The organism is Streptomyces sp. NPDC001606 (assembly GCF_053596835.1).
Map to the genome: position 1 here is coordinate 44,838 of NZ_JBSFHC010000012.1, position 22,549 is coordinate 67,386.

Genomic DNA, 22,549 nt, shown 5'->3' on the forward strand with positions numbered 1-22,549 from the left:
AGACACCCGACCACGCCCCCGGCACCCCGGCCGAGCACGGCACGCCCGCCGGGTGGGCCGCTGGGCCCGGGCACGAACCCGGCGCTCCTCGGCGGCACGTCCTCCGGCACCGGGCCGGGTCCCTTGCGCGGTGGCGTGGGTGAGGGGGGTGGCTGATGGGTGGGGTCGATGGCGCGCTCGCCGAGCTGACGGGGTGTCCGCCGCTGTTGTTGCCCGGTGAGTGCGACCGGTTGCGGGCGCGGCTCGCCGCCGTCGCGCGGGGCGAGGCGTTCCTGCTGGCCGCGGACGACGTCGCGGGCGGGCAGGTCGCCGAGGCGTTCGGGACGCTGCTGCGGATGGCCGTCGTCCTGTCCTACGCGGGTGCGCGTCCGGTCGTGAAGGTGGTCGGACCGCTCGGCGACGGGGCACCGGCGCGCGAGACGTACCAGGCCACGGCCGCGGCCCTGAACCTGCTGCGCGGGCTCACCGCCGGACACCACACCGACGTACGGCGGGTGCACGGGGAGATCCAGGACTTCGTGGCGCGCTCCCCCGCGCGTGCCCGGCACACCCGCCTGACCCGGCGGATCGCCGTGGCGATCCGCTTCATGGAGGCCTGCGGGGCGACGCCGGAGGCACTGCGCAGGGCGGAGTTCTTCACCGGTCACGAGGCGCGGGACATGGCGTACGAGAGGGCGCTGACCCGGACCGCCGAGCGCGGCGGCCGGTACGGTCTGTCCGGGCATCTGCTCTGGCTCGACGGGCGCACCCGTCGGCCCGACGGCCCGCAGGTGTCGTACGCCGCGGGCATCCGCAACCCGCTCGGGGTGCGGCTGGGGCCGGCCACGACGGCCGACGAGGTGCCGGCGCTGATCGACCGCCTCGATCCGGGGCGCGAGCCGGGACGGCTGACGTTCCTCGTCCGGATGGGCGCGACGGCGGTGCGCGACCGGCTGCCCGGGCTGGTGGCGAAGGCCACCGCGAGCGGCGCCCCGGTGGGGTGGGTGTGCGACCCGGTGCCCGACGGGACGCCCGCCCGGGTGCTGGACGAGATCGGCGGCTTCTTCGAGGTGCTCCGCGGCCTCGGCGGCCATCCGGGCGGAGTGCGCCTGGAGTTGGCCGGTTCCCGCCTCGGTCCTGAGCAGGCACTGGATCTGGCCTTTGCGTTGGCCGAACTGTACTGACTCCGGACAGTCCGTCACCTGCATGGTTAAGCTGGTGAAATGACGTTAGCCAGGTCCCCGCTGACCCTGGAGGTCATCGACCTCATCGGCACGATGGTGTCCCGTTTCTACGGCGAGTACGAGGCGGCCGCGGCCGTGCACGGACTCTCCGGCTCCCAGGCGCGGTTGCTCGCCCTGCTGTCGCACGGCCCGCTGCCGATGCGCAGAATCGCCGAGCAGCTCAAGTGCGAACCGTCCAATGTGACCGGGCTGGTGGACCGGTTGGAGGCCCGCGGTCTGGTGCAGCGCCGGCCCGACCCCGCCGACCGCCGGGTCAAGCTGGTCGTCGCCACGGACGCGGGCCGGTCCACCGCCGGGCAGGTGCACGCCTCGCTGGACTTCGCCCGCGAACCGCTGGCCGCGCTGCCGGAACAGGACCGGGCGCTGCTGCGGGATCTGCTGCGCCGGATCCTGTCCTGACCGCTCTGTGCGTCAGAGCTTGCGGGCGACGATGATGCCGTAGCCGACCTGCGGCAGGTCCCCGAAGCGCTCGATGATGTCGGCGGCCTCGGTGAGCTGCTCGGTGAACGCGTCGTCGAAGGTCTCGGTGGCCTGCCGGATGGCGGCCGCGGCCAGCGTGTGGCTGCGCCGCACGTTCTCGCCGATGTCCAGCACCTCGACGACCTTCAGGCCCGCGTTCTCCATGTGGGCGACATAGGTGTCGGCGTCACCGAGCGGCGGGATCTGGAAGAGCCGGCGGTTCGCCGCGACGATCTCGGCCTCCCGCTCGTCCAGTTCACCCTGCTGGTACGGGTTGGCCGTGACCAGCGTGCCCCCGGGGCGCAGCACCCGCGCCGCCTCGGCGATGGCCTTGCCGCGGTCGGACATGTGCAGGAAGGACTCGATGGCGTAGACGCCGTCGAACTGCGCGTCGCCGAAGGGCAGGGCCATGCCGTCGCCCTGCTGGAAAGCCACCTGGCCGCTGTTCTCGCCGACCTCGGGCCGGGCAGCGGCCGTCTCCGCCTGCTGGGCGCTGATGGTGATGCCGGTGACGTGTACGTCCCACCGGCCGGCGATCCGGACGGCGGGCTTGCCGCTGCCGCAGCCGACGTCCAGCACCCTGAGGCCCGAGGAGAGTCCCAGCCGCTCGGCGACCATGTCGGTCAGGGTGTCGGTGGCCTGCTCGACCGACGCGTGGTCCTCGTCACTGTGCCAGTAACCGAGGTGGATATTCCCCCCCATCACTTCGGAGAGAAGGTCCGTCGACTGGTCGTACATGCTGCCGACATCCGCCGCCGTGGGAATTTGCTGTTCGGCCATCCCTGATATGCCCTTCCTTATTTCCCCGACCGGTGCACGCGCACCGCCGCTCGGACGCTACAAACAGTGAACTCCGTTTGTCAACGCGCTACTCGGCCCACCTGGAGTCTCTATTCCACGCTATTTCCGAGTCGTTTCCACCGTGTTGAACACGCCCCTCATAAGACGGGTTATCGATGCCATGGGCGATGTTATTGGACAGCCCACGGAGCGTCGGGGTCTACTGACTGTGCCTGATGCGATCAGGCAGTCTGCACCGGCGGACGGACACCCTCCGCCACCATGAGCGGCCGCGCACCACCAGGACGCGGCCCGGTATCCCGGTCCCTTCCTCCGTCCCTTCTTCCGCTCTCTTCCAGCCAAATTCTCGGTCGTCGGACTTTCGGGAGATTCATGCGCACCGCCCGGCCATTCGCAGCTGACCGCACCAGCGTGACCGGCGAACCCGTCGCCATTGTCGGACTGTCCTGCCGATTCCCTGGCGCACCGAACCCCGAGGCCTTCTGGACACTGCTGCGCGAGGGCACCGACGCCGTATCGCAGGCCCCGGCCGGACGTGGGCTCGATGCCGGTGCCGGTGCATTCCTGGACCAGGTCGACCAGTTCGACCCGGAATTCTTCGGCATATCGCCCCGGGAAGCCGCCGCCATGGATCCGCAGCAGCGGCTGATGCTGGAACTGAGCTGGGAGGCGCTGGAGGACGCCGGTGTCGTCCCGGCAGAGCTGAGCGGCAGCAGAACCGGTGTCTTCGTGGGCGTCATGTGGGACGACTACGCCACCGCGGTGCGGCGCGACGGCACGGCCGCGACCGGCCGGCACAGCATGACCGGCCTGCACCGCAGCATCATCGCCAACCGGGTGTCGTACACCCTGGATCTGCGCGGGCCGAGCATGGCGCTGGACACCGGGCAGTCGTCCTCGCTGGTCGCGGTGCACCTGGCCTGCGAGAGTCTGCGGCGCGGCGAGGCGGAGCTGGCGCTCGCGGGCGGGGTGAACCTCAACCTCGCGCCGGAGAGCACCCGGCACTCCGAGACGTTCGGCGGGCTCTCCCCGGACGGCCGCTGCTTCACCTTCGACGCGCGCGCCAACGGGTATGTGCGGGGCGAGGGCGCCGGTCTGGTCGTCCTCAAGCCGCTCTCCCGCGCGCTCGCCGACCGCGACCGGATCTACTGCGTGATCGACGGCACGGCGATGAACAACGACGGGGCGAGCGAGGGGCTCACCGTCCCCAGCGCCCGGGCGCAGGAGGAGGTGCTGCGCGAGGCGTACCAGCGGGCCGGTGTCGACCCGGCCGAGGTGAGCTACGTCGAGCTGCACGGCACCGGGACGAAGAAGGGCGACCCGCTGGAGTCGGCCGCGCTGGGCGCGGTGTTCTGCCCCGGGCGGGAGTCGGACGCACCGCTGCTGGTCGGCTCGGTGAAGACCAACATCGGGCATCTGGAGGCCGCGGCCGGCGTCGCCGGGCTCATCAAGACGGCGCTCGGCATCAGCCGCCGGGAGCTGCCCCCGAGCCTCAACTTCCGTACCCCCAACCCGCGGATCCCCTTCGAGGAGCTGCGGCTGCGGGTGCAGACGGAGCTGACCGGCTGGCCGCGCGAGGAGGCCCCGCTGCGGGCCGGTGTCAGCTCGTTCGGCATGGGCGGCACCAACTGCCATGTGGTGCTCTCCGAGGCCGTGCCGGTGGCCGAGCCGGCGCCCGCGCGGACGCCGGGGGCCTTCTCGCCGCTGCCGTGGGTGGTCTCCGGGCGCTCGGCCGCCGCGGTGCGCGCCCAGGCGGAGCGGCTGCACACGCACGTCGCCGGCCGCCCGGAACTGAGCCCGGCCGGCGTCGGGTTCACGCTCGCCGCCCGGCGCACCGCGTTCGAGGAACGCGCCGTCGTGCTGGGCGACGGCACCGGTGAGCTGCTGGACGGCCTGGCGGCGCTCGCCCGCGGGGTGCCCGCGCCGAACGTGGTGCGCGGCACGGCCCGGGGCGCGGGCCGTACGGCGTTCCTGTTCAGCGGGCAGGGCAGCCAGCGGCCCGGGATGGGACGCCGGCTGTACGCCACGGTCCCGGTGTTCGCCGCCGCCCTGGACGAGGTGTGCACGGAACTGGACCCCCATCTGCCGCGTCCCTTGCGGGAGTTGCTCTTCGCCGACCCAGGCACGCCCGAGGCGGAGCTGCTCGACGAGACCCGCTACACCCAGGCCGCGCTGTTCGCTCTGGAAGTCGCGCTGTTCCGGCTGGTGGAGCGGTGCGGGGTGCGCCCCGACGTCCTCCTCGGCCACTCCATCGGCGAGCTGGCCGCCGCGCATGTCGCCGGGGTGTTCTCCCTCGCCGACGCCTGCACCCTGGTCGCGGCGCGCGGACGGCTGATGCAGCAGGCCACCGAAGGCGGCGCGATGATCGCCATCGAGGCCGACGAGCGGGAGGTACGGGCCGCACTGCCCGACGACGAGCGGCTGGTGTCGATCGCCGCCCTCAACGGCCCCCGGACCACGGTCGTCTCCGGCGACCGGGACGCCGCCACGGCCGTCGCCGCCCGGTTCGCGGCCGACGGCCGCAGGACCAAGCGGCTGCGGGTCAGCCATGCCTTCCACTCGCCGCACATGGACGGCGTGCTGGACGAGTTCCGCGAGGTGGCCGCGGGGCTGGACTACTCCGCGCCGCGGATCCCGGTGATCTCCGACGTCACCGGCCGCATCGCCACCGCCGCCGAGCTGGGCTCACCCGACTACTGGGCCCGGCACATCCGGGCCTGCGTGCGCTACCTCGACGGCGTCCGCCTGCTGCGCGCCGAGGGCGTCACCTGCTGTCTGGAACTGGGGCCCGGCGGGCTGACCGCGATGACCCGGGAAGGCCTGGCCGCCGAGGACGGGCTGCCGGGCGCCTCGGTCGCGCCCCTGCTGCGGGACGGCCGGCCCGAGGAGCACACGGTCGTCGCGGCGCTGGCCGAGGCGTTCGTCCGCGGGGCGACCGTGGACTGGACGCCGCTCACCGGCTGGGCCGAGGAACGGGTCGACCTGCCCACGTACGCCTTCCAGCGCGCGTCGTACTGGTTCGACGCGGCGGGCGGCCCCGGGCCGCTCCCGGCCGAGGCCCCGGCCGCGCCGGACCGGGCGCTCCGGGAACCGGCCGATGTCCCGACCGCGCCCCGGCAGATCCCGGCGGGCACCGCTCCGGCGGCGGACCTGCCGGAGCTGGTGCGGGCGAGTGTGGCGACGGTGCTCGGACACTTCTCGACCGACACCGTGGACACCGGACGGACCTTCAAGGAGCTGGGGTTCGACTCGCTGACGGCGGTCGAGTTCCGGGACCGGGTGGCCGAGGCGACCGGTCTGACCGACCTGCCCCCCACCCTCATCTACAACTACCCGACACCGGACGAGCTGGTGCGCTTCCTGCGCGCCCGGTCGACGGGCGAGCAGCCGGCGGACGACACCCCGCAGGCGGCGGCCGCGGACGACGAGCCCATCGCGATCGTCGGCATGGGCTGCCGGTTCCCCGGCGGGGTGCGCTCGCCCGAGGACCTCTGGCAGCTCGTCGCCGCCGGCAAGGACGCGATCTCCGGCTTCCCCACCGACCGCGGCTGGCCCCGCACCGAACTGCACGACCCGGAGAACCCGGACGTCCGCTACGCCCGGGAGGGCGGGTTCCTCTACGACGCGGCCGCGTTCGACGCGGGCTTCTTCGGGATCAGCCCGCGGGAAGCACTCGCCATGGATCCGCAGCAGCGGCTGCTGCTGGAGACGGCGTGGGAGGCGCTGGAGCGGGCGGGGGTCGACCCCACCGCGCTGCGCGGCACCCGGGTCGGGGTGTTCGCGGGCGCGACCGCGCAGGACTACGGCCCCCGGCTGGGCGAGCCGGCCGAGGGCGGGCAGGGCTATGTGCTGACCGGCACCACGGCCAGCGTCATCTCCGGGCGGGTGGCCTACAGCCTCGGCCTGGAGGGTCCCGCGGTCACCGTGGACACCGCCTGCTCCTCCTCCCTGACCGCGCTGCACATGGCGAGCCGCGCCCTGCAACAGGGCGAGTGCACCATGGCGCTGGCCGGCGGGGTGACGGTGCTGGCGACGCCGGGCATGTTCGTGGAGTTCGCCCAGCAGCGCGGGCTGGCGCCGGACGGCCGCTGCAAGCCGTTCGCCGCCGCGGCCGACGGCACCGGCTGGAGCGAGGGCGTCGGCATGGTGGTGCTGGAGCGGCTGTCGGACGCCCGGCGCCAGGGGCACCGGGTGCTCGCGCTGCTGCGCGGCTCGGCGGTCAACCAGGACGGCGCCAGCAACGGTCTGACCGCCCCGAACGGGCCGTCGCAGGAGCGGGTGATCCGGCAGGCGCTGGCGAACGCCCGGCTGACCCCGCGGGACGTCGACGTGGTCGAGGCGCACGGCACGGGCACCCGGCTCGGCGACCCGATCGAGGCGCAGGCGCTGGTGGCCACGTACGGCCGGGACCGCGCCGGTGACCAGCCGCTGTGGCTGGGCTCGGTGAAGTCCAACATCGGGCACACCCAGGCCGCCGCGGGCATCGCCGGGGTGATCAAGATGGTGATGGCGCTGCACCACGGGCGGCTGCCCGCCAGCCTGCACATCGACGCGCCGACCCCGCATGTCGACTGGTCCGCGGGCGCGGTGGCGCTGCTCACCGACACGGTGCCCTGGCCGCGCGGCACCCGGCCGCGCCGGGCGGGCATCTCCTCGTTCGGGATCAGCGGCACCAACGTCCACGCCATCCTGGAGGAGGCGCCCGAGGACCACCCGGCTGCCGCGGCGCTGCCGGACCCCGAGGCGCCCACGGAGGCCGTGGACGCCCCGGCCGGCCCGGTGCTGTGGCCGCTGTCCGCGAAGACCCCGCAGGCGCTGCGCGCGCAGGCGGCCGCCCTGCGCGCCCATCTCGACGGGCGGACCGCACCCGGCGCCGCCGACGTGGGCCTCTCCCTGGCCACCACCCGGGCCGCCTTCGCGCACCGCGCCGTGCTGATCGGCGACGACCGGCCCGCGCTGGAGGCCGCCCTGGACACGCTGGCGCGCAACGCCCCGGCGGAGACGGTCGTCCAGGGCCGGGCCGCCGGCGACGCGGAGCGGGTGTTCGTCTTCCCGGGCCAGGGTGCGCAGTGGGCGGGCATGGCGGTGGAACTGCTGGACTCCTCCCCGGTGTTCCGGGAGCGGATGCACGAGTGCGCGGCGGCGCTCGACGCCGTCACCGACTGGTCGCTGCTGGACGTGCTGCGCGAGGTGCCGGGCGCGCCGGGTCTGGACCGGGTCGACGTCGTACAGCCGGTGCTGTTCGCGATGATGGTGTCGCTGGCGCGGCTGTGGGAGTCGTACGGCGTGCGGCCGACCGCGGTGGTCGGACACAGCCAGGGCGAGATCGCGGCGGCCTGTGTCGCGGGCGGACTCTCGCTGCCGGACGCGGCCCGGATCGTGGCCCTGCGCAGCCAGGCGCTGACCGCGATCTCCGGCCTCGGCGGGATGGTCTCGGTGGCACTGTCGGCGGAGGGGGTGCGCGCCCTGCCCTGCTGGGACGAGCGCCTGGACCTCGCGGTGGTCAACGGGCCCTCCTCGGTGGTGGTCTCGGGTGAGCCCGCGGCGCTGGAGGAGCTGGTCGCCGTGTGCACCGCCCGGGACGTGCGGGCCAAGCGGATCCCGGTGAGCTACGCGGCGCACTCGGCCCAGGTCGAGGCCATCCGGGAACGCCTGCTGGAGGCGCTCGACGGGATCGAGCCGCGCGCGGGCGAGGTGCCGTTCTACTCGACGGTGACCGGGGAGCTGCTGGACACGCGCGAGCTGGACGCCGGGTACTGGTACCGCAACCTGCGCGAACCGGTGCAGTTCGAGCGGGCCATGGGCACGGTCCTCAAGCGGGGGCACACCCTGCTGTTCGAGATCAGCCCGCACCCCGTACTGAGCGTGGGCGCCCAGGAGGCGATCGACGCGCTCGGCGGGTCCGGTGCGGTCGTCGGCTCGCTGCGCCGCGGGGAGGGCGGGCCGCGGAGGTTCCTGACCTCGCTGGCGCAGGCGTACACGCTGGGGGCGCCGGTGGACTGGGCGGCGGTGTTCGCCGGTTCCGGCGCGACCCGGACGGACCTGCCCACCTACGCCTTCCAGCACGAGCGGTACTGGCTGACGGCGCCTGCTCCGGAGGCCGCCCCGGCACCGGAGAGCGCGGCGGACCGCCGGTTCTGGGACGTGGTGGAGCGCGGGGACGCGGAGGCGCTGGCCGCCGAGACGGGCATCGCGGAGGTGGCCGCCCTGCGGGCGCTGCTGCCGGCCCTGGCCGACTGGCGCCGGCGGCAGGACGAGCGGGAGCTGGTGGACTCCTGGCGGTACCGGATCTCCTGGCAGCCGCTGCCGCGGGCGCCGCTGGGCACCCTGTCCGGCCGGTGGCTGGTGGTCGTACCGGAGGCCTCTGATGCCGCGGCGGACACGCCGGACCGGCGGCCGGTGCCGGCCCTGCTGGACGCCCTCACCCGCGCCGGCGCCGACGCGGCCGTGCTGGCGGTGCCCGCGGGTCTCGGGCGGGCCGAGCTGGCGCAGCGGCTGCGCGCCGGGGCGCCGTCGGCCGGGGTGCTGTGGCTGCCGGCTCCGGTCTCGCCGGACCGTCTCGCGGAGTCCGGGAGCGAGGCCCTGACGCTGGTCCAGGCGCTCGCCGACGCCGGGACGGACGCACGGCTGTGGTGTGTGACGCAGGGCGCCGTGGCGGTCGGTGCCGGTGACCGGGTGACCGCACCGGCGCAGGCCGCGGTCTGGGGCCTCGGCCGGGTCGCCGCGGTGGAGTGGCCGGAGCGCTGGGGCGGGCTGGTGGATCTGCCGGACGAGCCGGACGGCGCGGTGCTCGGGCTGCTGCCCGCGGTGCTGGCCGGTGCGGGCGACGGCGAGAACCAGGTCGCGGTCCGCGACGCCGGGGTGTTCGTGCGCCGGCTGGTCCGCGCGCCGCGGCGGGACGGCGGTACCGGGCCGTCCTGGACACCGCGGGGCACCACGCTCGTCACGGGCGGCACCGGCGCGCTCGGCGCGCACGCCGCGCGCTGGCTGGCCGGGCAGGGCGCGGAGCATCTGGTGCTGGTCAGCCGCGGCGGACCCGCGGCACCGGGGGCCGACGCGCTGACCCGGGACCTGACCGCGCTCGGCACCCGGGTCACGGTCCGCGCCTGCGACGTCGCCGACCGGGCGGCGCTGGCCGGGCTGCTGGCCGAGTTGGAGGCGGAGGGCCACCCGGTGCGGGCGGTCGTCCACACGGCCGGTCTGATCGAGAACGTCCCGCTGGACGCGCTCACCCCGCAGCGCTTCGCGGAGGTGGTCCGGGCCAAGGCCGAGGGCGCGCTGCATCTGCACGAACTCACCCGGGACCTGGACGCGTTCGTACTGTTCTCGTCCGTCTCCGGGATGTGGGGCAGCGCGGGCAACGGCGGCTACGCGGCGGCCAACGCCTACCAGGACGCCCTCGCGGAGTACCGCAGGGCCCAGGGGCTGCCCGCCACCTCGGTGATCTGGGGTCCCTGGGCCGGCGACGGGATGATGGCCCGCGACGGCATGGACGCGGCCATCGTCCGGCGCGGGATACGGCTGCTGGACCCGGAGCGGGCGATCGGGGCGCTGGCACGGTGTCTGGACGACGACGCGGCCGCGCCGGTCGTCGCCGACGTGGACTGGACGTCGTTCCACGCGGCGTTCACCGCCAAGAGCCCGAGCCGGTTCTTCGACGAGGTGCCCGAAGTCCGGGAGGTGGTACGGCAGTCGGAGCCGGCGGATCCGGAAGGGGCCGGCGGCGAGGCCGGGGCCTGGGCGCGGCGGCTCGCGGAGCTGGAACCGGGGCGGCGCCGGGAGGAGGCCTCCCGGGTGGTCCGCGCCCAGGTGGCGAGCGTCCTCGGGTACGCCGACCCGGACGCGATCGGCGACCGCCAGCCGTTCAAGGAGCTGGGCGTCGACTCGGTGATCGCGGTGGAGCTGCGCAACCGGCTCCAGGAGGACACCGGTCTGCGGCTGCCGGTCACGGTGATCTTCGACCGGCCCTCGCTCGGGAAACTGGTGGATTTCCTGCTGGAAACGGCGCTCGCGGACGGTACGGAGACCCGCGAGCCGGAAGCGGAACCGGAAGACGAAAGGGCGCGGGAACGCGCGCAGGAACTGATGGCAGCAGAGCAGCGGATCAACGAGATGGACGCCGACGATCTGGTGCGGCTCATGCTCGGCGAAGAGTAGCAACGCACCGCGAAGAACGTCGTTCCAAGGCAACCGATCAGTGAGGGACCATGGCCACGTCGCCGGACAAAATCGTCGATGCCCTGCGCGCGTCAATGAAGGAGACGGAGCGGCTGCGGCAGGAGAACAAGGAGCTGCTCGCCGCCGCGCAGGAACCGATCGCCGTCGTCGGCATGGGCTGCCGGCTGCCGGGTGGCATCCGGACCCCGGAGGAGTTCTGGCAGCTCGTCGCCGCGGGCGGTGACGCGGTCTCCGGGTTCCCCACGGACCGGGGCTGGGACCTGGAGGCGCTGTACGACCCGGACGCGGACCGCCCGGGCACGGTGTACACGCGCCACGGCGGATTTCTCACCGACATCGCGGAGTTCGACGCGGAGTTCTTCGGTATATCGCCGCGCGAGGCGGTCGCGATGGACCCCCAGCAGCGGCTTCTGCTGGAGACCTCGTGGGAGACGCTGGAGCGGGCCGGAATCGACCCGACGACGCTGCACGGCAGCCGCACCGGTGTGTACATGGGCACCGCTTTCCAGGACTACGCCCGCGTCCCCCCGGCCGAACTCGGCGAGTACGAGGGGTATTTCCTGACCTCGGGTGCGGCGAGCGTGCTCTCCGGCCGGATCGCGTACACGCTCGGCCTGGAGGGCCCCGCGGTCACCATCGACACCGCCTGCTCGGCCTCGCTGGTGGCGATCCACGCCGCGTGCCAGGCGCTGCGCCGGGACGAGTGCTCGCTGGCGCTGGCCGGTGGCATCACCGTGATGACCACGCCGCACCAGTTGCAGGGCTTCAGCCGGCAGCGCGGGCTGTCCGCGGACGGGCGGTGCCGGTCCTTCGCCGCGGCGGCGGACGGCACCGGCCTCGCCGAGGGCGTCGGCGTGCTGGCGCTGGAGCGGCTGTCCGACGCGCGGCGGCTCGGGCACCGGGTGCTGGCCGTGGTGCGGGGCAGCGCCACCAACCAGGACGGGGCGAGCAACGGGCTGGCCGCGCCCAACGGCCCCGCGCAGGCGCGGGTGATCCGGCAGGCGCTGGCCGACGCCCGGCTGGCCCCCGGCGACGTCGACGCGGTGGAGGCCCATGGCACCGCCACCACCCTGGGCGACCCGATCGAGGCGCAGGCGCTGCTGGCCACCTACGGCCAGGACCGCACCGACCCGCTCTGGCTGGGCTCGGTGAAGTCCAACATCGGGCACACCCAGGCGGCGGCCGGCGTCGCCGGCGTCATCAAGATGGTGCTGGCGATGCAGCACGGCGTGCTGCCGGCCACCCTGCACGTGGACGAGCCGACGCCGCACGTGGACTGGTCGGTGGGCCGGGTGGAGCTGCTGACCGGGGCCACGCCGTGGCCGGAGACCGGCCGGCCGCGCCGCGCCGGGGTGTCGTCGTTCGGCATCAGCGGCACCAACGCCCATGTGGTGCTGGAGCAGGCACCCGAGCAGGAGGCCGCGGACACCGGTGCCGGCACCGCGCCGCGGGCGGTGCCCTGGCTGTTGTCGGCGCGCGGCCCGAAGGCCGTACGGGACCAGGCGCGCGCCCTGCTGGCCCGGCTGGACGCCGAGGACGCGCCGGACGCGGTGGCGGTCGGCCATGCGCTCGCGACCACCCGGACGGCGTTCGAGCACCGGGCCGCCGTCGTCGCGGAGAGCGGCGAGGAACTCGCCCGGGGCCTTGCGGCGCTGGCCGAGGACCGCCCCGACCCGCGGGTGACGCTCGGTCAGGCGGTGCGCGGCAAGCTCGGCTTCCTCTTCACCGGCCAGGGCAGCCAGCGCGTGGGCATGGGCCGCGAGCTGTACGGCGCCTCGCCGGTGTTCGCCGAGGCGTTCGACGAGGTCTGCGCGGAGCTGGACCGGCATCTGCGGCGGCCGCTGCGCGACGTGGTGTTCGGCGCCGACGGCACCGAGGGGCTGCTGGACCGGACCGAGTACACCCAGCCGGCGCTGTTCGCGCTGGAGGTCGCGCTGTTCCGGCTCGTCGCGCACCACGGGGTCCGCCCGGAGTATGTGACCGGGCACTCCATCGGCGAGGTGAGCGCCGCGCACGTGGCCGGGGTGCTGTCCCTGGCGGACGCGGCGGCCCTGGTGGCGGCGCGCGGCCGGCTGATGCAGGAGCTGCCGGAGGGCGGCGCCATGGTCGCCGTACAGGCGGCCGAGGAGGAGGTGCTGCCGCTGGTGGCCGAGCGGTCGGCACGGGTCGACCTGGCCGCGGTGAACGGTCCGGACTCCGTGGTGGTGGCCGGTGAGCAGGACGCGGTGCTGGAGATCGCGGCACACTTCGCCGAACAGGGCCGCAAGACCAAGCGACTGACGGTCAGTCACGCCTTCCACTCCCCGCTCATCGACCCGATGCTGCCGGAGTTCCGCCGGGTGGTCGCCGGGCTCGCGTTCGGCTCCCCGGAGATCCCCGTCGTATCGGCGCTGACCGGGCGGGAGATCACCGCGGAGGAGCTGCGGACGCCCGAGTACTGGGTGCGGCACGCCCGGGGAACCGTGCGGTTCGCGGACGCGGTCCGCGCCATGGAGGCCGCGGGCGTGCGCACCTTCCTGGAGCTGGGCCCCGACGGGACGCTGTGCGCGATGGGCCGCGACAGCCTCACGGCGGCGGACGCCGATCTGGTCCCGGCGCTGCGCGCGGAGCGGGCCGAGGAACTCACCGTGACGACCGCGCTCGCCCGGCTGCACACCCGGGGCGTCCCCGTCGACTGGCGGGTGTTCTACGGGCGAGCCGCAGCGCCGGCCGTCGAGCTGCCCGTCTACCCCTTCCAGCGCAGCCGCTACTGGCTGACGCCCGCCCGCTCGGCGGCGGTGGGTTCGGCCGGGCTCGGCACGGCCGACCACCCGCTGCTCGGCGCGGTGGTGTCCCTGGCGGACGACGACGAACTGCTCTTCACCGGGCGGCTGTCCACCGGCGCGCACGGCTGGATCGCGGACCACCAGGTGTTCGGCCAGGCGCTGCTGCCCGGCACGGGCTTCCTCGAACTGGCCCTGCACGCCGGGGAACGGGTCGGCCTGGACGTCGTACAGGAACTCACCTTCCACACCCCGCTGGTGCTCCCCGAGCGCGAGGCGGTCACGCTCCAGGTGCGCGTGGGCGCGGCGGGCGAGTCCGGGCAGCGCTCGCTGAGCCTGCACTCCCGGCCGGACCAGGCGGCGGACGACGAGCCGTGGACCCTGCACGCCACCGGTGTGCTGGCCCGGGCCGAGGCGCCCGGCGGCGCCGACGAGGAGGAGCTGGCCGTCTGGCCGCCGCGCGGCGCCGAACCGGTGGACGTCGGCGGGCTGTACCCGCTGATGGCGGAGACCGGGCTGGACTACGGCCCGGTGTTCCAGGGGCTGCGGGCCGCCTGGCGGCGCGGCACCGAGCTGTTCGTGGAGACCGGGCTGCCGGACGGCACCCGGCCCGAGGAGTACGGCGTGCATCCCGCGCTGCTGGACGCGGCCCTGCACGGGGTGGCCCTGAACGTGGTGCTGCCCGAGTGGGACCAGGCCCGGCTGCCCTTCTCCTGGCGCGGGGTGACCCGGTACGCCGTCGGCGCGCCGTCGCTGCGGGTGCGGCTGGCGCCGGCCGGGGAGGACGCGGTGTCGGTGCTGGCCGCCGACGAGTCCGGCCGGGCCGTGCTGGCGGCCGACGCGCTGGTGCTGCGCCCGGCCGCGCGCGAGCGGATCGAGGCGGCCGGCTCCGCCACCCGGGACCGGCTCTTCCAGGTGGGCTGGGAGCCGCTCGCCGCCACACCGCGGCCCGGTGCGGCCCCGGACCTGGTGGCCGTGGGCCCCGGCACCGGCGACCTGGTGCCGTATCTCACCGGCGGCTCCGCCGCACTCCACCCCGACCTGGACGCCCTGGCCGCGGCCCTGGAAAGCGGCCGTGCGGCCCCCGCGGCGGTGCTGGTCTCCTTCCGTACCGACCCGGTCGCGGCGGACCCGGGTGCCGGTGCCACCGCGGCAGCGGATCGCGGTGACGCCGTGCGCGAGGCCGCGCACCGGGCGCTGGAGCTGGTCCAGGGCTGGGTCGCCGACGAGCGGTTCGCCGGTGTCCGGCTGGTGGTGCTGACCCGGCGCGCCGTCGCCGCGGGCAGCGAGGACGTGACCGACCTGACGCACAGCGCCGTGTGGGGGCTGCTGCGCACGGCCCAGTCGGAACACCCCGGCCGGTTCACGTTGGTCGACCTCGACGGCCCGGCGGACGCGCTGGATCTGCTGCCGGTGGCGCTCGCCTCCGACGAGCCGCAACTGGCTGTGCGGGACGGCGAGTTGCGGGTGCCGCGGCTGACCCGGCTGCGCCCCGAGCGGGCGCTGGCCGTGCCGGCGGCGCCGGCCTGGCGGCTGGGCGTCGACGGCGGCGGCACACTGGAGAACCTGGCCCTGCTGGACCACCCCGACGGCGCCGCCCCGCTCGCCCCCGGCCAGGTCCGGGTGGGCGTACGGGCGGCCGGCCTGAACTTCCGCGACGCGCTGAACGCCCTCGGCATGTACCCCGGAGAGGCCGGGCCGCTCGGTGTGGAGGGCGCCGGTGTGGTGCTCGAAACGGGCCCCGGCGTCGACGCGTTGGCGCCCGGTGACCGGGTGTTCGGCATGATCTTCGGCGGGATCGGCCCGATGGCCGTGACCGACCACCGGCTGCTGGCCAGGGTCCCGGACGGCTGGTCCTTCGCCGAGGCGGCGTCGGTCCCGGCGGTCTTCCTCACCGCGTACTACGCGCTGGTCGGCCTGGCGGACCTGCGGCCGGGCGAGTCGGTGCTGGTGCACGCCGGCACCGGCGGCGTCGGCATGGCCGCCGTGCAGCTGGCCCGGCACCTGGGCGCCGAGGTGTACGCCACGGCCAGCCCGCCGAAGTGGGACACGCTCCGCGCGATGGGCCTGGACGACGACCACATCGCCTCCTCCCGGTCGCTGGACTTCGCGGAGAAGTTCCGGCGGACCAGCGGCGGGCGCGGCGTGGACGTCGTACTGAACTCGCTGGCCCGGGAGTTCGTGGACGCGTCGCTCGGGCTGCTGGTGCCGGGCGGCCGGTTCCTGGAGATGGGCAAGACGGACGTACGGGACGCCCAGGAGGTCGCCGAGGCGCACCAGGGCGTCACCTACCGGGCGTTCGACCTGGTGGACGCGGGACCGGACCACACCCGGGAGATGCTCGGCACGGTCCTCGAGCTGTTCGCACAAGGTGCGCTGCGGCTGCCGCCGGTCACCTCGTGGGACGTGCGGCACGCGGCCGAGGCGTTCCGGTTCATCAGCCAGGCCCGCCACATCGGCAAGGTCGTGCTGACCGTGCCGTCCGGCCTGGACCCGGCGGGCACGGTGCTGATCACCGGCGGCACCGGCGCGCTCGGCGCCGGGGTGGCCCGCCGGCTGGTGGACCGGCACGGGGTGCGGAACCTGCTGCTGGTCAGCCGCCGGGGCGCCGCGGCGCCCGGGGCGGACGACCTGGTGGCCGAACTCGCCGCGCGGGGCGCCGAGGTGACCGTCGCGGCCTGCGACGTCGCCGACCGGGACGCGCTGCGGGAGCTGCTGGCCGCGGTGCCCGCGGACCGTCCGCTGACCGCCGTGGTGCACACGGCCGGCGTGCTGGACGACGGGGTCCTGGGGTCGCTCACCCCCGAGCGGCTGGACACCGTGCTGCGGCCCAAGGCGGACGCGGCGCTGCTCCTGGACGAACTCACCCGGGACGCCGATCTCGCCGCGTTCGTACTGTTCTCCTCGACCGCCGGTGTGCTCGGCGGCCCGGGGCAGGCCAACTACGCGGCGGCCAACGTGCTGCTGGACGCGCTGGCCGCGCACCGCCGGGCGGCGGGACTGCCCGCGGTGTCGCTGGCCTGGGGGCCGTGGGAGGACTCCGGCAGCATGCTCGGCGGGCTGGGCGAGGTGGACCTGCGCCGGCTCGGCCGCACCGGTCTGGTGCCGCTCACCGACGAGGAGGGCCTGGACCTGTTCGACGCCGCCCTCGCCGCCGGGCGGGCCGCCCTCGTCCCGGCCAAGGTGGACGGCGCACTGCTGCGCCGGGCGGCCGACGAGCTGCCGCTGCTGCTGCGCGGGCTCACCCGGACGCCGGTGCGCCGGGCGGCCCGCGAGGCGGCCCGGCCGGCCGCGACCGCGGCCCTGCGCAACCGGCTGGCGGGCGTGTCCGAGGCGGAGGGCGAGCAGCTCCTGCTCGATCTGGTACGGCAGCACGCGGCGACGGTGCTGGGCCACACCGACGGCGCGACCGTCGCCGCCGACCGCACCTTCAAGGAGCTGGGCTTCGACTCGCTGACCGCGGTCGAGCTGCGCAACCGGCTCAGCGGTGCCGCCGGGACGCAGCTGTCCGCCACGCTGGTCTTCGACCATCCGACGCCGGTCGTGCTGGCCCGGCATCTGCGGGCCGAACTGCTCGGCGCCGCGCCCGCCGGGGAGCCGGTCCCGGCCGCCGCGCAGGCGCAGGCCGCGGACGACGACCCGGTGGTGATCGTCTCGATGAGCTGCCGCTACCCGGGCGGCATCGCCACCCCGGAGGACCTGTGGCGGCTCGTCACCGACGAGACCGACGTCGTCATGCCCTTCCCGGCCGACCGCGGCTGGGACGTGGACGGCATCTACGACCCGGACGGCACCCGGCCCGGCACGACCTATGTGCGGGTGGGCGGCTTCCTGGACGACGCGGCGCGGTTCGACGCGCAGCTGTTCGGCATCAGCCCGCGCGAGGCGCTGGCCATGGACCCGCAGCAGCGGCTGCTGCTGGAGACCTCGTGGGAGGTGCTGGAGCGGGCCGGGGTCGACCCGCTGTCGCTGAAGGGCCGCCAGGTCGGCGTGTTCATCGGGGCGGCGGCCCAGGGCTATCCGTCCGACCCGCGCCAGGCGCCCGAGGACCTGGGCGGCTATCTGCTGACCGGCAGCACCTCCAGCGTCATGTCCGGCCGGATCGCCTACGCCTTCGGCGTCGAGGGGCCGGCGGTGACCATCGACACCGCCTGCTCGTCCTCCCTGGTGGCGCTGCACCTGGCCGTGCAGGCGCTGCAACGGGGCGAGTGCTCGCTCGCGGTGGCCGGCGGCGCCGCCGTCATGGCCGCCCCGGACATCTTCCTGGAGTTCAGCCGGCAGCGCGGGCTGTCCCCGGACGGCCGCTGCAAGGCCTTCGCGGCGGCCGCCGACGGCACCGGCTGGGGCGAGGGCGTCGGCACGGTGCTGCTGGAGCGGCTGTCGGACGCGCGGCGCAACGGCCACCCGGTGCTGGCGGTGGTCCGCGGCTCGGCGATCAACTCCGACGGCGCCAGCAACGGCCTGACCGCCCCCAACGGCCCCTCCCAGCAGCGGGTCATCCGGCAGGCCCTGGCCAACGCCGGTCTGGCCGCCGGTGACGTCGACGCGGTGGAGGCCCATGGCACCGGCACCCGGCTGGGCGACCCGATCGAGGCACAGGCCCTGGCGGCGACGTACGGCCGTGAGCGCGAGCCGGAGCGTCCGCTGTGGCTGGGCTCGGTGAAGTCCAACATCGGGCACACCCAGGCCGCCGCGGGCGTGGCCGGCGTGATCAAGATGGTCGCGGCGCTGCGGCACGGGGTGCTGCCCCGCACGCTGCACGTCGACCGACCGACCCCGGAGGTGGACTGGTCGGCGAGCGGGCTGTCGCTGCTGACCGAGTCCAGCCCGTGGCCCGAGACCGGCCGGCCGCGCCGGGCCGCCGTCTCCTCCTTCGGGATCAGCGGCACCAACGCCCATGTGATCATCGAGCAGGCCCCGGAGCCGGCCGAGGAGCCCGCGCCGGACGCCCCGGAGCAGGCCGCCCCGGCCGCGCTCGCCGCCGTACCGTGGGTGCTGTCCGGCAAGACCGGGACGGCGTTGCGCGCCCAGGCCCGGCGCCTGCTGTCGCGCCTGGCGGACACCGGTGCGCCGGACCTCGCGGGGATCGGGCACGCGCTGGCCACCACCCGCGCCACGCTCGACGAGCGGGCCGTGGTGGTCGGCGCCGGCCCCGAAGAGCTGCGCGCGGGCCTGGCCGCCCTCGCCGAGGGCCGGGACGCGGACGGGGTGGTCCGGGGCACGGCCCGCGAGCGCGGCCGGACCGTGCTGGTGTTCTCCGGGCAGGGCTCGCAGTGGCCCGGGATGGCCGCGCGGCTCCTCGACGAGTCCGCGGTGTTCGCGGAGCGGATCCGGGAGTGCGAGGCCGCGCTGGCGCGGTATGTGGACTGGTCCCTGACGGAGGTGCTGCGGGGTGCCGAGGGCGCGCCGTCGCTGGACCGGGTGGACGTCGTCCAGCCCGCGCTGTTCTCGGTCATGGTGTCCCTGGCCCGGCTGTGGCAGCACTTCGGGGTGCGGCCGCAGGCGGTGATGGGCCACAGCCAGGGCGAGATCGCCGCCGCGTGCGTGGCCGGCGCGCTCACCCTGGACGACGCGGCCCGGGCGGTGGCGCTGCGCAGCAAGGCGCTGCTCGCGATGTCCGGCAAGGGCGGCATGGTGTCCGTCGCGCTGGGCGAGGAGGCGGTGTCCGAGCTGGTGGAGCAGTGGGCCGGCAAGGTGTCCGTGGCCTCGGTCAACGGCGCGTCGTCCACGGTCGTCTCCGGTGACCTGGACGCGCTGGAGGAGCTGGTGGCGCGCTGTGCCGCCGACGGGGTCCGCACCCGGGTGCTGCCGGTGGACTACGCCTCCCACTCCCCGCAGGTCGAGCAGGTCCGCGAGGAGCTGCTGCGGGAGCTGGCGCCGATCTCTCCGCGGCCCGCGGAGATCCCCTTCTACTCGACGGTGACCGGCACGGAGCTGGACACCACCGCGCTGGACGCCGAGTACTGGTACCGCAACCTGCGGCAGACCGTGCATCTGGAGCGGGTGACCCGGCTGCTGCTGGAGCAGGGCCACGACGTGTTCGTGGAGACCAGCCCGCACCCCGTGCTGACCATGGCGATCCAGCAGACCATGGACGCCGCGCACGTCGCCCACGGGGTCACGGTGGGCTCGCTGCGCCGGGAGGACGGCGGCCTCGGGCGATTCCTGGCCTCCGCCGCCGAACTGCACACCCGTGGCGTGCCGGTGGACTGGGCCGCGGCCTTCCCCGAAGGCCGTACGGCCGCGGCCGCGCTGCCGACCTATCCGTTCGAGGGCGAGCGGTACTGGCTGGAGCGCACCGTCGCCGCGGCCGACGTCACCTCCGCCGGACTGGGCCGCACGCGCCACCCGCTGCTCGGCGCCCTGGTGGCGCTGCCCGGCCCGGCCGGCACGGTGCTGACCGGCCGGCTGTCCCTCACGGCCCAGCCCTGGCTGGCCGACCACGCGGTGCGGGACACGGTGCTCTTCCCCGGCACCGGCCTGGTGGAACTGGCGCTGCGCGCCGGTGCCGAGACCGGCTGCGGCACGGTCGAGGAACTCACCCTGCTCGAACCGCTGGTGGTGGACGAGGAGGGTGCCGTACAACTGCGGGTGCTGACCGGGGAGGCGGACGGGACCGGACGCTGCTCCGTGGAGGTGCACTCGCGGCCCGAGGACGCGCCCGCGGACACCCCGTGGCAGAAGCACGCCGTCGGGGTGCTCGCCCCCGGCGGGCCGGCCGCGCCGGACCGGCTGCCCGCGTGGCCGCCGGCGGACGCCGAACCGGTGGCCCTGGAGGACGGGTACGCCGTGCTGGCGGCGGCCGGACTGGAGTACGGCCCGGCCTTCCAGGGGCTGCGCGCGCTCTGGCGGCGCGACGGCGAGGTCTTCGCCGAGGTCCGCCTGCCGGACGAGGCGGAGGCAGGGCGGTACGGCATGCATCCGGCGTTGTTCGACGCGGCGCTGCACGGAATGGTCCTGGGCGGGCTGGTGGCCGACGCCGGCGAGCCGCGGCTGCCGTACGCCTGGCAGGGCGTGTCCCTGCACGCCACGGGCGCGGCGGCGCTGCGGGTACGGCTGGCGCCGGCGGGCGAGGACACCGTGTCCCTGACGGCGTTCGACACGGCGGGCGCTCCGGTGCTCTCGGTCGGCTCGCTGCGGGCGCGACCGGTGCCGTCCGGGGCGCTGGCGAACTCCCGCCGGGCGGGCCTGCGTTCGCTGTTCCGGCTGACCGGCGAGCGGCTCGCTCCGGGACGCGCGCCCATCGGCGGGTGGGCCGTGCTGGGCCCGGACGACCTCCAGCTGGGGGCCGTGCTGGAGCGGGCCGGGGAGCGGCTCGACGGGTACGCGGACCTGGCGGCGCTGGCCACGGCGGTGGCCGCCGGAACGCCGGCGCCCGAGGTGGTCCTGGTGCCCTGCCTGTGCGACCCGCGGGAGGACGCGGGTCCGGCCGCGGCCGTGCACGGGACGGTCCACCGGGCGCTGGCGCTGACCCAGGAGTGGCTCGCCGACGAGCGGTTCGCCGGCTCGCGGCTGGTCTTCGCCACCCGGTACGCGATGTCCCTGGACGACGACGAGCCCGCGCACGACCTGCGGCACGCCCCGCTGTGGGGGCTGCTGCGCGCGGCGCAGTCGGAACACCCCGGCCGGTTCGTGCTGCTGGACACGGACGAGGACGCCGCGTCCCTGCGCGCACTGCCGCAGGCGCTGGGCGGCGACGAGCCCCAGCTGGTGGTCCGGCGGGGTGTGGTGCAGGCGCCGCGGCTCGCCCGGGTCTCCCCCGCCGCCGAGGCGGCGGACGGCCCGGCACCGCTCGCGCCGGAGGGTACGGTCCTGATCACCGGCGGCACCAGCGGCCTCGGCGCGCTGGTCGCCCGTCACCTGGTGGCCCGGCACGGGGTCACCCGGCTGCTGCTCACCAGCCGCGGCGGCCCGGACGCGCCGGGCGCGGCCGAGCTGGCGGCGGAGCTGACCGGGCAGGGCGCCCGGGTCACGGTGGCCGCCTGCGACGTGGCCGACCGGGACGCGCTGGCCGCGGTGCTGGACGGGATCCCGGCCGCGCATCCGCTGACCGCGGTGGTGCACGCCGCCGGGGTGCTGGACGACGGGGTGCTCACCGCGCTGACCCCCGAGCGGGTCTCCGGGGTGCTGCGGCCCAAGGTGGACGGCGCGCTGCATCTGCACGAACTGACCCGTGACGCCCGCCTGTCGGCCTTCGTGCTGTTCTCCTCGGCCGCCGGGGTGCTGGGCACCGCGGGGCAGAGCGGGTACGCGGCGGCCAACGCCTTCCTGGACGGGCTCGCGCGCACCCGGCGGGCCGCCGGCCTCGCCGGCACCTCGCTCGCCTGGGGCATGTGGGAGGAGCGCAGCGGGCTGACCGGCGCGCTGTCCGAGGCGGACCTGCGGCGCATGGCGCGGTCCGGGGTCGGGCTGCTGCCCACCGACGAGGGTCTCGCGCTGTTCGACGCGGCGCTGGGCGCCGAGGACGCCGTCCTGGTGCCGCTGAAGCCGGCGCCGGCGGCCGACGCGGACGCGGTGCCGGCGGTGCTGCGCACGGTACTCCGCGCCGGGCGGCGGGCCGGCGGCCCGGGCGGCGCGGAGGAAGCGGGCCGGCCGTTCGCCGCGCAGGTGGCCGAACTCCCCGCGCAGGAGCGGGAGTCGGCGGTGCTGCGCCTGGTCCGGGAGCAGGCGGCGACGGTGCTGGGGCTCGCCTCGGCCGAGGCCGTGCCGGAGACCCGGGGCTTCCTGGAGCTGGGCTTCGACTCGCTGACCGCGGTCGAGCTGCGCACCCGGCTGAGCGCGGCCACCGGGCTGCGGCTGCCGGCGACGCTCGTCTTCGACCAGGCCACCCCGGTCAACACGGCCCGCTACCTGCGCGACCAGCTCTTCCCGGAGAGCCGGGAACTGACCGCGGAGGAGCTGGAGGAGAAGAAGTTCCGCGAGGCACTGGCCTCGATCCCGCTGGCCCGCTTCCGGCAGGCCGGTCTGCTGGCCGACCTGCTCCGGCTCGCCGGAGGCGAGGAGGCCGCGGACCCGGCGGTGCCGGGCGAGGAGGCGGCCGGGATCGACGACATGGACGTCGACGATCTCGTGCGCACGGCCTTCGGCGGGGACACGGCGTGATCACGGATGCGAACTGCGGGAGGG

At 75.6% G+C, this 22,549-nt stretch carries 5 protein-coding genes; 4 read left to right on the forward strand and 1 reads right to left on the reverse strand.

Annotated features, from left to right (window positions below):
• Nucleotides 1–155 precede the first annotated feature (155 nt).
• Both ACWCV9_RS22000 and ACWCV9_RS22005 read left to right on the forward strand, forming a co-directional pair.
• Entirely contained in the window at nucleotides 156–1,163 is a 1,008-nt protein-coding gene (locus ACWCV9_RS22000) for a 3-deoxy-7-phosphoheptulonate synthase (protein WP_450788814.1), read from the forward strand.
• Between the two features lie 39 nt (nucleotides 1,164–1,202).
• A complete protein-coding gene (locus ACWCV9_RS22005; protein WP_450788816.1) occupies nucleotides 1,203–1,622 on the forward strand; it encodes a MarR family winged helix-turn-helix transcriptional regulator in 420 nt (139 codons plus the stop codon).
• A gap of 12 nt (nucleotides 1,623–1,634) precedes the next feature.
• Here ACWCV9_RS22005 and ACWCV9_RS22010 read toward each other — a convergent pair whose 3' ends face one another.
• Complete coding sequence (locus ACWCV9_RS22010) at nucleotides 1,635–2,462, reverse strand: methyltransferase domain-containing protein (protein WP_450788817.1); 828 nt, start codon at nucleotides 2,460–2,462, stop codon at nucleotides 1,635–1,637.
• A gap of 393 nt (nucleotides 2,463–2,855) precedes the next feature.
• Here ACWCV9_RS22010 and ACWCV9_RS22015 point away from each other — a divergent pair, with 393 nt between their 5' ends.
• Both ACWCV9_RS22015 and ACWCV9_RS22020 read left to right on the forward strand, forming a co-directional pair.
• Nucleotides 2,856–10,640, forward strand: coding sequence for a type I polyketide synthase (locus tag ACWCV9_RS22015; RefSeq protein ID WP_450788819.1), 7,785 nt, complete (start codon nucleotides 2,856–2,858; stop codon nucleotides 10,638–10,640).
• Nucleotides 10,641–10,723: 83 nt separating this feature from the next.
• On the forward strand, nucleotides 10,724–22,525 hold the full coding sequence (locus ACWCV9_RS22020; protein ID WP_450789111.1) for an SDR family NAD(P)-dependent oxidoreductase: 11,802 nt from the start codon (nucleotides 10,724–10,726) through the stop codon (nucleotides 22,523–22,525).
• Nucleotides 22,526–22,549: the final 24 nt, after the last annotated feature.